Source organism: Actinoplanes sp. HUAS TT8, assembly GCF_051380535.1.
GTDB lineage: Bacteria > Actinomycetota > Actinomycetes > Mycobacteriales > Micromonosporaceae > Actinoplanes.
In genome coordinates this window covers 4,101,538-4,117,651 of sequence record NZ_CP195646.1, presented here as the reverse complement: position 1 = coordinate 4,117,651, position 16,114 = coordinate 4,101,538, and the positions used below count along the sequence as shown (strand labels likewise).

Sequence of the window (16,114 nt, the reverse complement as noted above, 5' to 3'; positions counted from 1 at the left end):
TCGACTGTGGGCCGTCCCGCGGAGACTGGCGGCGGGGCGGCCCACGGCCGTACGTCAGGAGGCTTTGATCTCCAGGAGGCCGACCGAGGAGGTTCCGCTGGAGGTGAGCGCGACCCGGAGCCGGGTTGTGGTCACCGAGGTGAACGTGACCGTGTTGTAGGCGTTGGCCGTTGCCGGATAGCCGCTGGCGGCCGGGACGTCGGCGTAGGCGGTGCCGGTCCAGTACTGGAGCTTCCAGGAGGCCGGCAGACGGACACCGTCGTTGTCGTCGAAGAGGTACACCTGCGCTTTCTTGAGGGTGACGGCGTTCGACCAGGTCAGCTCCGCCCACTGGGCACCGCTGTTGGGCCAGGTGCCCCAGCGCGGGTTGACCATGTCGTTCGAGGCGGACGGTTCGAGGCCGTCGTTGATCGCGGCGACGGACTCCCAGGGGGAGGTGTAGGACGCGGAGGCGGTCGCGGTACGGGCCAGGTTCGTCTCGGCCGGGGTGGTGGTGCCGCCGATGGCCAGGTCGGCGCTGGCGAAGGTGCCGTGGGACGGGTTGATGTCGGACTCGCCGCCGGCGCCGTCGCAGCCGCGGTCCGGGTTGAACTGGAGGTAGGTGCCGGCGCTGCACGAGATGGCGAACTCGGCGTCGCCACCGACGACGATGTTGCCGGAGAGGTTGGCGCCGCCCTGGATCAGGGCGTTGTCCTTCACCACCGCGTTGCCGCCCACGGTGCCGCCGTTGACCCAGCCCAGGCCCTCGATGCGGGCGTTGCCGGTGACCGTTCCGGCGTAGACGGCCGCTTTCGGGCCGACGTAGGCGGTGGCGGCGACGCTGGCGCTTCCGGAGACCCAGCCGCCGCCGTTGCTGTGCCAGTGACCGCCGTTGGTGGCGGCCGGCTTCACGTAGCCCGGCTCGAAGCCCGACGGTGTCGCGCCGCTGACCCGGAACTCGTACGGGAAACGCCTGGCCTTGGTGTATCCGTCGAGGAACGCGTAGTGCGGTACCGCGCCGGGGGTCGCGGTGACGACCAGCCACGCCTCGGTCTCGCCGGACTGGAGCTGGAAGTCGATCTGGCCGTCGACGCCGGTGAACAGGGACGAGTAACGGGCGGTGCCGTCGCTGCGCTTGGCGACCAGGCCGAACGTCCAGCCGGAGGCGCCGGTCTCGGAATGGCCCTTGAGGCGGACCTTCACGAGGGCGCCGCTGCCGGCCGGGACCAGTTTGATCTTGTTGAAGCCGTAGTCGGCCGGGGCCATCCGGTCGTTGATGCGGTAGTGGCCGAGGCTCTGGTCGACGGCCTCGACCCCGCCACCGTTGTAGGCGTTGTTGAGGAATCCGGCGCCGTACACGTTGGTGATGAACGGCATCAGCGTCGAGCGGTTGCCGAAGTCGTAGGTGACCGTGCGGGTGGCGTATTCGCCGATCCGGCGGTTGAGTTCGGCCTGCGTGATCCCGGTGATGCGGCGGTAGGTCTCCAGCGGGTGTTCGGTGCTGCGGGCCTCGTTCCAGATCCGGTTGAACATGGCCAGCCCGTCGCGGTCCTTGATGTACTGCGCGAGCATCCAGTTGCCGTAGTGGTGGCGGCTGGAGCTGTAGTACAGGTTCTCCGAGCGCAACCACCGTGACAGGTCGCCGGCCGCCGTGGTGGGCAGCGCCTGCATGGCCATGAACTCGGCACTGGTCTCCCAGAACGTGCCGGCCGAGGCGTCGGTGAAGCCGTAACCGGAGCGGCCCAGGAACGTGTAGTTCTGGAACACGTGTCCCAGCTCGTGGGCCAGACCCCAGGAGCCGGGCAGTGCCGCCTTCGGGTCGATGTTGATGACGCCGACGGTGCCGTCGACCGAGCCGCCGGTGGCCCAGGCGTTCAGCTCGGCGCGGTTCCAGGTGTTGGTGACGATGACGATGATCTTGTATTGGGCGAGGAAGCCGGTCTCGGGGGTGAACTGCATGGTGTTCACGTAGAACGAGTACAGGTTCTCGAGCTGCGTGATGATGCTGTTCGGGTCGAAGTTGTACGGGGAAGGGGCGCTGGTCGGGCTGGTCCCGGACTTCTCACCCCAGAGCAGGATGAAGTTGGTCGACTGCTGGCTGCGGCTGGACGACCAGGGGACCTCGCCGGTCTGGGTCCAGTAGGAGGGGATGTAGACGGATTTCGTGGCCGCGGCCGCCGGGGATTGCGGCGCGACCAGTGCAGCGCAGAGCAGCGCTAACACGAGGAACCAGGTGCGGGGATGTTTCACGGAACTCACCTGCCATAGATCGGGGGATATCTATGGCAGGCCACCCTGCGGCATGAAAACGTTTTCGGCAAGCCTAATTTCAGTCGATGAAGAAAGCCGATGCCCGAAAGCCGACGGGGGAGGGGCGGCGCGGGCAGGTGGAGGGGGTGAGGCGGCGCCGAGGGCCGGGTGAACGGAGCCGGCGCCGGTGGGCGGTCAGAGGAGCGGTCAGGACGACGACTCGCGGATCACCAGGCGGCACGCGACCGTCTCGATCCCGCCGGCGAGGGCTCCACCGGCCCGCGCTCCATTGGCTAGCGCTCCGCCGGCTAGCGTTCCATTGGCGAGGGCTCCGCCGGTGAGGCCGCTGTTCGCAGGAGAGCCGCTGGTGAGGCCGCTGTTCGCAGGAGAGCCGCTGGTGGGGCCGCCGCTCGCAGGAAATCGGCTGGTGGGCCGTCCGCTCGCGGCGGAGCCGGCGGTGAGGCCGCCGCCCGCTGGGGAGTCGGCCGCGAGGTTCGCGCCGGCCGAGAGGCCGGCGGCGCCGCCGCCGCGGTTGGGGAGGGAGCCGTCGATGGCGGCGAACAGACGCTGCGCGGCCAGCCGGCCCAGCTGTTCCAGGTTCATGTCCACGGTCGACAGCGGGGGGCGGGCGTTGGCCGCGAGGATGTTCCAGTTGTCGAAGCCGATCACCGCGACCTGACCCGGCACGTCGAGGTTCTCCTGGTGGAGCACGTCGAGGACGCCCCGCGCGATCTCGTCCGAGCCGGCGAAGATGGCGTCGACGTCGGGGGTGCGCTGCAGGACCATGCGGGTGGCGCCGCGGCCCCAGGCTTCTGACCAGGAGCCGAACCACACCTGGTCGCCGGCGAGTTCGAGTTTTTCTTCGGCCAGGCGTTCGAGGGCGCCGCGGGCGCGGTCCTGCGCGGCGCCGTAGGTTTCGTCGCCGGTGATGTGGGCGATGCGCCGGCGGCCGTGCCGGATCAGGTGGTCGACGGCGAGGCGTCCGCCGCCGACGTTGTCGGTGACCAGTGACAGGTCGCCCGGGTCGTCCGAGGGGGAGTAGGCGTAGATCACCGGCACCGGCAGGTCCCGCCCGAGCGAGGGCCGCGCGTCCGGCCGCGCTCCCACCACTATCAGCCCGTCGACCTTGCGGGACAGCAGCGCCCGGAGGTGGTGTTTTTCCCGGACCGAGTCGCCGCGCGCGTCGCACAGGAACACCGACGTCTGGTCGGAGCCGAACGCGTCCTCGGCGCCCATCAGGATCGGGATGGAGAATCGACCCTCCAGGTCGGACGTCAGCAGGCCGACCGTCCCGCTACGTTGCGTGATCAATCCTTGGGCGAGGGTGTTCGGCGAGAACGACAGTTGTTCGGCCGCCCGGATCACTTGGGCCCGGGTTTCCGCGCGGACCTGCGGCTGGTTGTTCAGGGCCTTCGACGCGGTCGCGATCGAGACGCCGGCCAGCTTCGCGACGTCACGCAGCGTCACAGCGCGGTTGGCGCTCTGCGCCGGTTCGGGCTCCATCGAAGCTCTTGACAACAGTTTTTCCTCCGTATTACGTTCTCGAAAACGTTTTCGGCTGGTCGGAAACATTCCCGCCCAGCGCAATCCTCGCTGTTCATCGCCTCCTGCTCAGTAGAGGAGGCTAACCGAAAGATACCAGCACCGAAAACCCCGAAAACTCCTGACTGGGAGGCTATTTTGCGTACCCGGATAGTCCGGCGGGCCCTCGCCGGCGTCGCCGCGATCGGGCTGGCGGTGGCGATGGCCGCCTGCGGCGGTGACACCGGCAAGGCCGAGGCGCCGACCGCCGCGGGCGTCGACGGCGTCGATGACGGCGCGGCCCTGACCCTGTGGACCAGGGCGCCGCTCGAACTGCAGGCCAAGGCGCTCGTCGACGCGTACAACAAGTCGCACAAGAACCAGGTCAAGCTGACCATCGTCCCGAACGACGACTACGTGGCCAAGGTGGGTGCCGCGGCCGGCGCCGGCCAGCTGCCCGACCTGTTCGCGGCCGACATCGTCTACGTGCCCAACTGGACCAAGGCCGGGCTGTTCGCCGACCTGACCGACAGCATCGGCAAGCTCCCGTACGCCGACAAGATCAACCAGGGTCACCTGGCGGCCGGCACGTACGAGGGCAAGAAGTACGTGATGCCGTTCGTCCTGGACCTGTCGGTGATGTTCTGGAACAAGAAGCTCTACAAGGAGGCCGGCCTCGACCCGGAGAAGGGCCCGACCACTCTCGACGAGTTCAAGGCGCAGGCCCTGGCCGTGCAGAAGCTCGGCAAGAAGGACGTCTACGGCACGTATTTCGGCGGCAACTGCGGTGGCTGCAACGTCTTCACCTGGTTCCCGATGGTCTGGGCCTCGGGTGAGGACGTGATGAACCCGGAGGGCACGCAGTCGCTGCTCAACGGGCCGGCCGCGCAGAAGGTGTACAGCACCTGGCGGGACCTGCAGTCGGCCGGGGCGATCGCCCCCGGTGCCAAGGACGAGACCGGCGCGACCTGGGTCGCGGCGTTCCAGGAGGGCAAGATCGGCGTGATGCCGTACCCGGCGACGCTGCTCTCCACCGCGGCCAAGACGGTCGACGTCGGTGTCACGGCGATCCCCGGGGTCAGCGGCGGCGGGTCCACGTTCGTCGGTGGTGACGGGGTCGGCATCTCCAAGGATTCCAAGAAGACGCAGCAGGCGTGGAACTTCCTGTCCTGGCTGATGTCCGACAAGGCCCAGGTCGACGTGCTCGCGGCCAACAACAGCAGCGTGTCGCGCACCGACTTCGCCGACAACCAGTACGCGGCCAAGGATCCGCGCCTGGTGGCGATCAACAAGGTCGCGGCCGACCCGCACAGCAAGACGCCGGTGTCGGTCAATTTCCAGCAGGGCTTCAACGCCCCCGGCAGCCCGTGGGTCACCCTGCTGCGCGACCAGGTGTACGGCGACGCCGGCGCCCTCGAGAAGGACAATCAGGCACTGACGCAGGTGCTCGGGCAGTGACGACGTTGCAGAGCCGGGCCGAGGTCGTGGACAAACCGGTGGCCGCCCCGAAGAGGCGGAGCACCAGAACCCAGGGCTGGGCCTATGCCGCCCCGACCGCGCTCTTCGTGGTGATCTTCTTCGTCATCCCGATCGGGATCGTGGCCCGGATGTCGGTCTCGGACTGGGGACTGTTCGCCGGATACCGGGGCATCAACGCCCCGGAGAACTTCTCCGACGTGCTCGACGACCGGCTGTTCTGGCCGGCGGTCGGCTTCACGGTCAAGTACACCCTGGTCACGACCGTCATCCTGCTGGCGCTGGCCCTCGGCCTGGCTCTGCTCGTCCAGGAATCAAACCGATGGACCGGATTCCTGCGTACGTCGTTCCTCGTCCCGTCCGCACTGGGCCTCGCCTCGGCGTCGCTGCTCTTCTACGCGCTCTACTCCCCGCAGAGCAGCCCGTTCGGTGCGGTCTCGTTCCTGGGCACGCCGAGTTCGGCGCTCTGGTCGACGGTGGCGCTGATCGTCTGGCGTTACTCCGGCTTCTACATGTTGCTGCTGCTCGTCGGGCTGCAGGGCATTCCCGGGGACGTCTACGAGGCGGCGCGCCTCGACGGCGCCGGCCGGTTCCAGACGTTCTGGCACGTCACCGTGCCGCTGATCCGCTCGTCGCTGGCGCTGTGCACGATTCTCTGCGTCACCGGTTCGCTGCTGGCCTTCGACCAGTTCTACATCCTGACCAAGGGCGGGCCGGACAACAGCACGATCACCATCGTCCAGCTGATCTACAACATGGCCTTCCAGGGGCAGAACAACCTGGGCCGGGCGGCGGCCCTGTCGATTCTGGTGCTGTTCGCTCTGCTGGTCCTCAACATCGCCCAGTTCCGTGGCCTGCGCGGAAAGGAGAGCTGATGTTGCGTACGCCTAAATTTGTTTTGACCGGCGGTCTTGCTCTTCTCTTCCTGTTTCCCCTGGCCTGGGCCTCGGTGGCCTCGGTCAGTCCGCAGGCCGGCACGCAGCAGGTCCACGGGTGGGGCTTCGGCAACTACACGACGCTGGCGCACTACCAGGCCGGCATCGGGCAGTACCTGCTGAACTCGGCGGCGGTGTCGCTGATGACGGTGGCCTTCACCCTGGCCGTGTCGCTGCTGGGCGGCTACGCGTTCGCCAGCTTCGTGTTCCCCGGCAAGAATCTGCTCTTCCTGGTCACCCTGGCCATCCTGATGGTGCCCTACGCGACCCTGCTGATCCCGCTCTACGTGCTGCTCAACCAGCTCGGGCTGCAGAACTCGCTGGTCGGGCTGTCGCTGGTGCTCACCATGTTCCAGCTGCCGTTCGCCACGTTCCTGATGCGCATCTCGTTCGAGGCCGTGCCGAAGGATCTGGCCGAGTCGGCCCAGGTCGACGGCTGCGGAAGTTTCCGCACGCTGCGGCACATCCTGGTCCCGGCGGTGAAACCGGGCCTGATCACGGTGGGCCTGTTCGCGTTCCTGGCCGCCTGGAACGACTTCATCACCCCGCTGGTCCTGATCAGCGACTCCGCGAAACTGCCCCTCCCACTGGCCGTGGCCAACATGCGCCAGCAGGTGATGGGGATCGTCGACTACGGCGCCACCGAAGCCGGCGTGGTCGTGCTCGCGCTTCCCTGCATCGTCCTGTTCCTCGCACTGCAGCGGCACTACGTCCGCGGCTTCATGTCCGGCGCACTCAAGGGCTGAAACACGTGACCATTGAAGAAGCACTGACCTCCGCGGCCTCCCGGAACTGGATCGAGCGCGGCGGCACCCCCGCCACGCCCGGCACCGGCCGCCTGCGACCGCTCGGCCTGCGCGAAGTCACCCTCCGCGACGGTTTCTGGCGGCAGCGCCAGCAGACCAACCGGTCCCGGTCCTTCGCGCACATCGAATACTGGCTGGAGAAGGCCGGCTGGCTGGGCAACTTCTCCGCACCCCCGGAGGAGCGCCGCGGACGGGAGTTCGCCGACACCGAGGTCTACAAGTTCCTGGAGGCCATGGCCTGGGAGTACGGGCGGACCCGCGACCCCGAGGTGGCCCGCCGCTACCGGGCGATCGTGGCCCGGGTCGTCGCCGCCCAGCAGCCCGACGGATACCTGAACACCAACTTCGGGCGCCCCGGCCAGCAGCCGCGCTACAGCGACCTGGAGTGGGGTCACGAGCTCTACTCGTTCGGCCACCTCATCCAGGCCGGTGTCGCCGCCGCCCGCACATTCGGCGACGACGAGCTGGTGGCCGCCGTGGTCCGCGCGGCCGATCACGTCTGTGACGTCTTCGGGCCGGGCGGCATCGCCTCGGTCTGCGGGCACGCCGAGATCGAGCCCGCCCTGGCCGAGCTGTACCGGGTCACCGGCAACCGCCGCTACCTGGAACAGGCGCGGCTGTTCATCCAGCGGCGCGGGCACCGGACCCTGGACGACATCGAGTTCGGAAGGGCGTACTTCCAGGACGACGTGCCGCTGCGCGAGGCCGAGTCGCTGCGCGGGCACGCGGTCCGCGCGGTGTACCTGGCTGCCGGCGCGGTCGACGTGGCGGTCGAGACCGGCGACACCGAGCTGCTCAACGCCGTCGCCCGGCAGTGGCGGCACGCGGTGGCCCGGCGCACCTACATCACCGGCGGCATCGGCTCCCGCCACCAGGACGAGGCGTTCGGCGAGGACTTCTTCCTGCCGCCGGACCGCGCCTACTCGGAGACGTGCGCCGGCGTCGGCTCGATCATGCTGGCCTGGCGGCTGCTGCTCGCGCAGGGCGACCCCCGCTACGCCGACCTGATCGAGCGGGTCCTGTTCAACGTCATCGCCACCTCGCCGGCCGACGACGGCACCCGGTTCTTCTACGCCAACACTCTGCACCAGCGGGTTCTCGGCACCGAGCCGTCGGCCGACACCCAGGTTCCGCGGGCCACGTCCACCCTGCGGGCGTCCTGGTTCGAGGTGTCCTGCTGCCCGACCAACCTGGCCCGCACCTTCGCCGGCCTGGCCGCCTACGTCGCCACCAGCGACGACGACGGCGTGCAGATCCACCAGTACACCGCGTCGACCATCGACACCCGGCTGCCCGACGGCCGCGCGATCGCCCTGGAGATCGACACCGACTACCCGGTCAGCGGGCGGATCGTCATCCGGATCGCCCGCAGCCCGGAGACGCCGTGGACGCTCTCGCTGCGCGTTCCCGACTGGGCGGCCGGGGCCACCCTGGACGGTCTCGCGATCACGCGGGGTCTCGTACAGACCCGCCGCCGTTTCACGGCGGGGGAGACCCTGGTGCTCGATCTCCCGGTCCGCCCACGGTTCGTCTCGGGAGACGAGCGAATTGATTCCGTACGGGGTCAGACCGCGCTCGTCCGAGGCCCGGTCGTCTACTGCCTGGAGTCGGTCGACGTGCCCGGCGACGTGCCCCTCGACGGTCTCCGCGTCGACCCGAACACCGAGCCGGTGGACCGCGACGGGCACGTGCTGGCCGCGTTCCGAGCCACCGATCCCGCGGCCCACGACTGGCCCTATCAGCCCCTTTCCGCCCCGGCCGAGGGCGGCCCGCTGATGAAGATCCCGCTGCGGCCGTATCACCGCTGGGCTCGCCGCGGACCGTCCACCATGCGCGTCTGGATGCCTCTGACGTCCGAAAGGTGACCGCCAGACAATGATCGACAACTCGATATCCCGTCGTCGCCTGATCCAGTCCGCCGCCGCTGTCGCCGGCGCCACCGTCGCCGGCAGCGTGGTGGAGGTCCCGGCCGCGGCCGCTTCCCCCACCCGTCCGCGCGTCAACGGCCTGCCCGTCCCGTCCGCCTGGCGGGCCGTCCCGTTCGACCTCGACCAGGTCGCCCTGTCGCCGAGCATTTTCACCGAGAAACGCGACCGGATCCTGGCCTACGCCCGCGCCTATCCGGCCGACCGGATCCTCAGCAACTTCCGGGCCGCCGCCGGCCTGGACGACCTCGGCGCCCAGCCGCCCGGGGGCTGGGACGACGCCACCGGCAACCTGCGCGGCCACTACAGCGGGCACTTCATCTCGATGCTGGCCCAGGCCTGGGCCGGCACCGGGGAGGCCGTCTTCAAGGACAAGCTCGACCACATCGTGGATGTGCTGAAGGAGTGCCAGGACGCGTGGGCCACGCGCGTCGGTGAACCCGGCACCCCGCCACCGGCGCCGACCTGGGACGGCGGTCTCGTCCTCTCCGGCGACGGCCAGTACGTCGGCCTGCCCGACGCCACCGTCGACGGGCTGCGCGAGTTCACCATCGTCGTCCGGGTCAACCTGGCCGAGCGCCGGACCTGGTCACGGGTCTTCGATTTCGGCACCGGCACCACGGCCAACATGTTCCTGACCGTGGACACCGGCAGCGGGCCACGGTTCGCCGTCACCGTCGGCGGCAGCGGCGCCGAGCAGCGGATCAGCGGCACCACGGCACTGCCGGAGAACCGGTGGGTGCAGCTCGCGGTGACGCTGGGCGGCGGGGTCGGCACGCTCTACGTGGACGGCGCGGTCGCCGGGACGAATCCGGTGATGACGCTGTCGCCGGCCGACCTCGGCGCCCCGAAGAACAACTGGATCGGCCGCTCCCAGTACGGCGACGCGCTGCTCAAGGGCACGGTCGGCGAGTTCCACCTGTTCTCCCGGGCGCTGACCGCGGCCGAGATCGCCGCCGTGCCGTCCGGTGTCCACGGCGACCTGGCCTGGTACCGCTTCGACGAGACGGCCGGCACCACCGTCGCCGACTCCTCCGGCCGCGAATGGGACGCGGCCGTGGTCACCGGACCCGGCGGCCCGCCCGGCCCGAGCCACGCCGGCTTCCTGGCCGCGTACCCGGAGACCCAGTTCATCCAGCTCGAACAGTTCGTGACCTACCCGGCGATCTGGGCGCCCTACTACACCTGCCACAAGATCATGCGCGGGCTGCTGGACGCGCACACCCTCACCGGCAACGCGACCGCGCTGCAGATCGTGCGCGGCATGGGCGACTGGGTGCACAGCCGGCTCAGCGTGCTGCCCCGCGAACAGCTCGACCGGATGTGGGGGCTCTACATCGCCGGCGAGTACGGCGGCATGAACGAGGTGATGGCCGACCTCTACGCGCTCACCGGCGACGAGAAGTTCCTGCGGACCGCCCGCTGCTTCGACAACACCGCGCTGCTGGCGTCCTGCGTCGCCGACACCGACGCGCTCGACGGCCGGCACGCCAACCAGCACATCCCGCAGTTCCTCGGCTACCTGCGGATGTTCGAGAACGGTGCCGAGCGCGACTACCGGACCGCGGCTCGGAACTTCTTCGGGATGGTGGTGCCGCACCGCACGTACGTGCACGGCGGCATCGGCCAGGGCGAGGTGTTCCGCAAACGCGACGCCATCGCCGGGACCATCGTGAACACCACCAACGCCGAGTCGTGCGCGGCCTACAACATGCTCAAGGTGGCGCGGACCCTGTTCCTGCACGCGCCCGCGGCGAGCCTGTTCGACTACTACGAGAAGGCGCTGGTCAATCAGATCCTGGGCTCCCGGCGGGACGCCGACAGCACGACGAATCCGCTGGTCACCTACATGGTCCCGGTCGGGCCGGGGGTGCGCCGCGACTTCGGCAACATCGGCACCTGCTGCGGCGGCACGGGACTGGAGAACCACACCAAGTACCAGGACTCGATCTACTTCGCGTCGCCCCGCGGCGACGTACTCTATGTCAATTTGTATATTCCGTCCACATTGGAGTGGAAAGCCCGCGGCCTGACCGTCGCCCAGACCGGCGACTACCCGCGCTCGGAGAGCACCACGCTCACCATCACCGGCCACGGCCGGCTCGACCTGCGGCTCCGGGTGCCCTCCTGGGCCACCGCCGGCTTCGCCGTCAAGATCAACGGCAAGGATCAGCGGGTACGGGGGTGCGGCGCCGACGGCTACGTGAGCCTGACCCGCACCTGGCGTTCCGGCGACCGGGTCGAGGTCGCGTTCCCGTACCGGCTGCACGTCGAGCCGGCCCTGGACGACCCGACGCTGCAGGCGCTGATGAACGGGCCGATCGCGCTGATCGCCAAGTCGTCGCAGCCGGACTACGTGTCCCGGTCCTGGTACGGCTCGCTGCCGCTCTCCGGTGATCTCGGCCCGGTCCCGGACGGTTTCGGGCCGTTCCACTCCGGCGACACCGACGCCTACCACGCCTATTTCCGCCGGTCCGAGCCGTCGATCGTCTTCGACGGTCAGGACTCCGGCGTCCCCAACCGGGCCGGCGCCACCGGCTCGACGTTCCTGGACGAACTGTGGGCCGGGGCGCCGTTCGCCACCCGCCGCACCTTCCACCGCGCGGTGGACACCACCGCCCGCCGGTGGGAGAAGTCCGGGCTGCTCAGCCGTACCGAAGTCGCCGCCGTGACCGCGGCCGCCGGAAAGGCCTATCGGTGAGAAAACTCCCCTTCGTCGCGGCGGCCGGTCTGCTGCTGACCGTCCTGCAGCCGATCGCCGCCGACGCGGCCCCGAACGCCGACACCCCCTACCCGACCTTCAAGGGCGCGGCCGACCCGGTGCCGGACGAGCGCACCGGCTACCACGTCCGCAACCAGCTGCAGGCGATCTTCGACGCCGACGTGGCGGCCGGCGCCGGGAGCAGCACCGACGACGACTTCTGGATCGACCGGATGCTGGCCCGCACCGGCAACGCGCCCGGCGGCTCCAACGGCGACGCCAACCAGTACCTGTTCAGCCGGGGCCGCGCGGTCTTCATGAAGACGCACCAGCCGGGCACGCTCGGGTTCGGCGGCGAGGTCGCCTACATCGAGACGATCGCCGGTGGCCAGGGCGCGTACACGATCACCGCCTCGACCGGCGGCACCGCCGTGACCCTGACCGAGGACCCGGCCCAGCGCAAGCAGACGCCGAGCTACTGGCGGAGCGTGTTCACCGGCGGCGGCCTGAAGGTCGTCGAGACGAAGTACATCACCGACGACAACGTCGCGGTCACCGGGCTGGACCTGACCAGCACCACCGGCACGGCCAAGGACGTCACGCTGACCGCGACCTCGGCCTTCGCCCGGACCGCGGCCGGCGGTGAGCTGACCGGCGCGGCCCGCGCGTTCAACCAGCTGACCACCGTGTTCCCGCGATTCTCGGGCGACGGGTTCGCCCCGGCCGACGGCACGCTCAAAGGCACGATCGCGGTGCCGGCCGACGGGACCGCCCGCACGAAGGTGCAGCTCGGCTTCGTGACCCGGGAGAACCCGGGCGCCGGGACCGAGTACGAGCACTACCGCGACCTCACCCCGGCCGCGGCCTACGCCGAGCACGTCACCGCGTACAACAAGTGGTGGGCCGACAACGTGCCCTACCTGGACACGCCCGAGAACAACATCGACAAGACGCTGTTCTACCGCTGGTGGCTGATGCGGTACAACTTCCTCGACGCCGACCTGCCGGGCAACGACTACCAGTTCCCGACGTCGATGGAGGGCGTGCTCGGCTACAACAACGCGATCGTGCTGACCGTCGGCATGTTCGTCGACGACCTCAAGTACTTCCGCGACCCGGCCTACTCGTACGGACCGTGGGTCTCGGCCGGCGAGGTGGCCAAGAGATCCAAGTACGTCGACAACCCGGGTGACCCGGCCAACTGGTCTAACAGCTACACCGAGTACATCTCCGAGGCCGCCTGGCGCTCGTACCAGCTGCACGGCGGCCCGGCCGCGATCGCCGGCAACCTGGCCCGCTACGCCGAGGACGACGTCAAGGGACTCCAGCAGGCCTACGACTTCGACGGCAACGGCCTGATCGAGTACAACTGGGGCGCCATGACCGGCAACGACGCCGACGCGGTGTCGTTCCACTGGAAGCCCGGCTACATGGACCGCACCGAGAACGCGTACCTCTACTCGAACGCCCTGGCCTCGGCGAGCGCCTACCGGACGGCGGGCAACACCGCGAAAGCGGCCGAGATGGAGGCGTTCGCGGCCAGCATCAAGGCGGCGGTGCTCAAGTACCTGTGGGAGCCCGGGCGCAGCACCCCGGACCAGATGGGCCTGGACGGCAACCTGCTCAAGCACCGCCTGGTCGCCTCCGACGAGCTCGTGCCGTGGAAGGAGATCAACAACTACTACCCGTTCTCGGTCGGGCTGATGCCCAAGCCCGGCGACGCCGACTACACCCAGCCCTACGTCGAGGCGCTGCGCCTGTTCGCCGACGACACCCAGTACCCGATCTTCCCGTTCACCACGGCCAACCAGGCCGACAAGGCGGCCGCGGCCGCCGCCGGTGAACCGGGCAGCAACAATTTCTCGATCATCAACTCGACCGTGACGTTCCGGATGCTCTCCTCGGTGCTGCGGAACTATCCGAACCAGTACATCGACGCCGAGTGGTACAAGAAGCTCCTCTACTGGAACGCCTGGGCGCAGTACCAGGGCAACGGCGACAACCGGTACCCGGACCAGAACGAGTTCTGGGCCGACGGCTCGGCCGCGGACGGCGGCAGCGTCGACTACCGCTCCTGGATCCACCACACCATCCTCGGCGCCACCAACTTCACCATGATCGAGGACGCGATGGGCCTGCGCCCGCGCGACGACGCCAAGGTGGAGCTCGACCCGATCGACGTCGGCTGGGACCACTTCACCGCCAACGACATCCGCTACCGGGACAAGGACCTGACCATCGTCTGGGACAAGCCCGGCGGCACGAGGTACTACGGCGACGACGTGCCCGAGGGCTACTCCGTCTACCTCGACGGCAAGCTCGCCTTCACCGCCGACAAGCTGGGCAAACTCGTCTACGACCCGGCGGCCGGCGAGGTCCGGGCCGCGGCCGGCATCACCGTCACCTCGACGGCCAGGATCCCGGTGCAGGCGCCGGCCGACGTGCGCTTCGCCGCCGGTGACCGGATCGTCGACGTGATGGCCAAGGCGGGCGCCGACATCGCCCCGGCCAGCACCGGAAGTGTCGACGTGGCGCAGGGCCGGCCGGTCACCGCGACCTTCTCGGCGACCGGCCGCGCTCCGCAGGGCGCGGTCGACGGCACCACCATCAACGAGCCATTCTGGGGCACCGCCGGATCACCCAATGCGACCGACTCGATCGACGTCGACCTGCAGGGCGAGAAGAACCTCGACGACGTACGCGTGTACTTCTACAACACCTCGACCAGCGCCACCGTGCCCGGCTACGCGCCACCGGCCCAGTTCACGGTCAGCTACGACGACGGGGACGGCTGGACGACGGTGCCCGGTCAGAGCCGCGATCCGGCCTACCCCCGCGGCAACCTCAACCGCGTCCGGTTCCCCACGATCAAGGCGTCCAAGTTGCGCGTCACCGTGCAACACGCACCTGGCGCCAAGACCGGGATCAAAGAAATTCAGGCTTACGGTACGGGCGTTGCCGCGCCCGCCGCGAGCGATCAGCCGCCGCTGGCCGACGCGTGGCTCGACTCGTCGTACCACCAGGCCGGCTCGGCGCGACTGATCGGCCTGGCCCAGGACGACGGCACCCCCGGCGGCCCGGTCACCGCGGCCTGGTCGGTGGTGGACGCCCCGGCCGGTGGCACGGTCGCGTTCGACCCGGCCACCACGCCGACCACCGTCGCCCGGTTCACCAAGTCCGGCGCGTACACCCTTCGCCTCACCGTGACCGGCGGAAACGCCACCACCCACAAGGACGTGGTGGTCAACGGCACGGCGTTGACCGAGGGCGAGATCAACGTGGCGTCCACGGCCACGCCGACGGCCAGTTTCACCGCCGGGTGGAACGCGGTCGGCGCGGTCAACGACGGCAAACCGGCGTTCTTCGCCGGCGGCGCCCAGACCGACCTGTGGGGGACCTGGACCGGGAGTGAACCGGCGACGCGCTGGCTGCAGTACGACTTCCCGTCGGCCGTCCGCGTCGACCGCGCCTCGATCGACTTCTGGTCGGACAGCACCACCGGCGGCAGCGGCGTCTCGGTGCCCAAGTCCTGGAAACTGCAGTACTGGACCGGCACCGCCTGGGCCGACGTGACCGGCGCGACCGGATTCGACCCGGCCGTACGGGGCAGCACCAACCAGGTGTCGTTCGACCCGGTCACCACGACCCGGCTGCGGGCGACGTTCAACGCGCTGCCCAGCACGGCCGGAACCGCGTACTCGGCGGTCGGCGTCTCGGAGTGGCGGGTGTTCGCCTCGGCCGCCTCGTCGATCGCCGGCTACGACGCCCGGACCAAGGTCGGGGTCCCGCCCACCCTGCCCGCGACGGTCGACGTGACCTACGCCGACGGCACCCGCCGGCCGATGGCGGTCGCCTGGGGCACGATCCCGGCCGACCAGCTCGCGGCCGTCGGCGACTTCACCGTCGCCGGCTTCGTGGCCGGCACCACGCTGACCGCGACCGCCCACGTCTGGGTCCGGGGCAGCGACCCGGTGCAGATCACCACCGTCGACCCGGTGGCGGTCGCCACCGCCGTCGGGGTCGCGCCGGTGCTGCCGGCCGGGGTGACCGTCGGCTACAACGACGGGTCGCGGCAGAGCGGCATCGCCGTCACCTGGGCCGTGGTCGACCCGGCCAGGTACGCCACGGTCGGCACCTTCGCGGTCACCGGCACGGTCGCCGGCACCGACAAGACGGCCACCGCGACCGTCACGGTCGGCTCCGGGCACCAGGTCACGGTCGAGGCCACGGCGCAGGCCAAGTGCATCGCCGGCAAGGCCTACGTCGCGGTCAACGCGGCCAACACCGGGGGCAGCTCGCTGACCATCGCGCTGACCACGGCCTACGGCTCGCGGGCGGCGGTCGCGGTGGCGCCCGGCCAGGTGGCCTACCAGTCCTTCAACAGCCGAGCGGCCCTGATCCCGGCCGGCACCGCCACCGTCACGGTGACCGGCGGTTCCGGAACGGAGACAGTGACGGCACCGTACCCGGCCGTCAGCTGCTCCTGAGCCGGTGGCGGCGCCCTACCACCCCCGGGGCGCC

Annotated in this window: 8 protein-coding genes; 6 read left to right on the top strand and 2 right to left on the bottom strand. The window is 69.7% G+C overall.

The window, feature by feature from the left end:
- Positions 1-54: 54 nt before the first annotated feature.
- Together ACSHV8_RS18670 and ACSHV8_RS18665 are read right to left on the bottom strand one after the other, a co-directional pair.
- Positions 55-2,229, bottom strand: coding sequence for a DUF6055 domain-containing protein (locus tag ACSHV8_RS18670; protein ID WP_436534785.1), 2,175 nt, complete (start codon positions 2,227-2,229; stop codon positions 55-57).
- A 207-nt stretch (positions 2,230-2,436) separates the two neighbouring features.
- Positions 2,437-3,732, bottom strand: coding sequence for a LacI family DNA-binding transcriptional regulator (locus ACSHV8_RS18665; RefSeq protein ID WP_436534783.1), 1,296 nt, complete (start codon positions 3,730-3,732; stop codon positions 2,437-2,439).
- A gap of 177 nt (positions 3,733-3,909) precedes the next feature.
- On the opposite strand from ACSHV8_RS18665, the gene ACSHV8_RS18660 reads away from it, so the two are divergent.
- Genes ACSHV8_RS18660 through ACSHV8_RS18635 form a run of 6 tightly spaced genes read left to right on the top strand, consistent with a single transcriptional unit; the run spans position 3,910 to position 16,080 of the window.
- Entirely contained in the window at positions 3,910-5,208 is a 1,299-nt protein-coding gene (locus ACSHV8_RS18660; protein ID WP_436534781.1) for an ABC transporter substrate-binding protein, read from the top strand.
- Positions 5,205-6,101 carry a carbohydrate ABC transporter permease gene (locus ACSHV8_RS18655; protein ID WP_436534779.1) on the top strand — a complete coding sequence of 299 codons (897 nt, stop codon included), beginning with the start codon at positions 5,205-5,207 and terminating at the stop codon, positions 6,099-6,101. The genes ACSHV8_RS18660 and ACSHV8_RS18655 overlap by 4 nt, the downstream gene beginning before the upstream one ends.
- Positions 6,101-6,907 (top strand): carbohydrate ABC transporter permease, encoded by an 807-nt coding sequence (locus ACSHV8_RS18650; RefSeq protein WP_436534777.1) that lies wholly within the window; start codon positions 6,101-6,103, stop codon positions 6,905-6,907. Before ACSHV8_RS18655 ends, ACSHV8_RS18650 begins: the two co-directional genes overlap by 1 nt.
- Before the next feature lie 5 nt (positions 6,908-6,912).
- Entirely contained in the window at positions 6,913-8,832 is a 1,920-nt protein-coding gene (locus tag ACSHV8_RS18645) for a glycoside hydrolase family 127 protein (protein WP_436534775.1), read from the top strand.
- A gap of 10 nt (positions 8,833-8,842) precedes the next feature.
- Complete coding sequence (locus tag ACSHV8_RS18640) at positions 8,843-11,593, top strand: beta-L-arabinofuranosidase domain-containing protein (RefSeq protein ID WP_436534773.1); 2,751 nt, start codon at positions 8,843-8,845, stop codon at positions 11,591-11,593.
- Positions 11,590-16,080, top strand: a complete 4,491-nt coding sequence (locus tag ACSHV8_RS18635) for an Ig-like domain-containing protein (protein WP_436534771.1) — start codon at positions 11,590-11,592, stop codon at positions 16,078-16,080. The genes ACSHV8_RS18640 and ACSHV8_RS18635 overlap by 4 nt, the downstream gene beginning before the upstream one ends.
- The last annotated feature ends 34 nt before the right edge of the window (positions 16,081-16,114 follow it).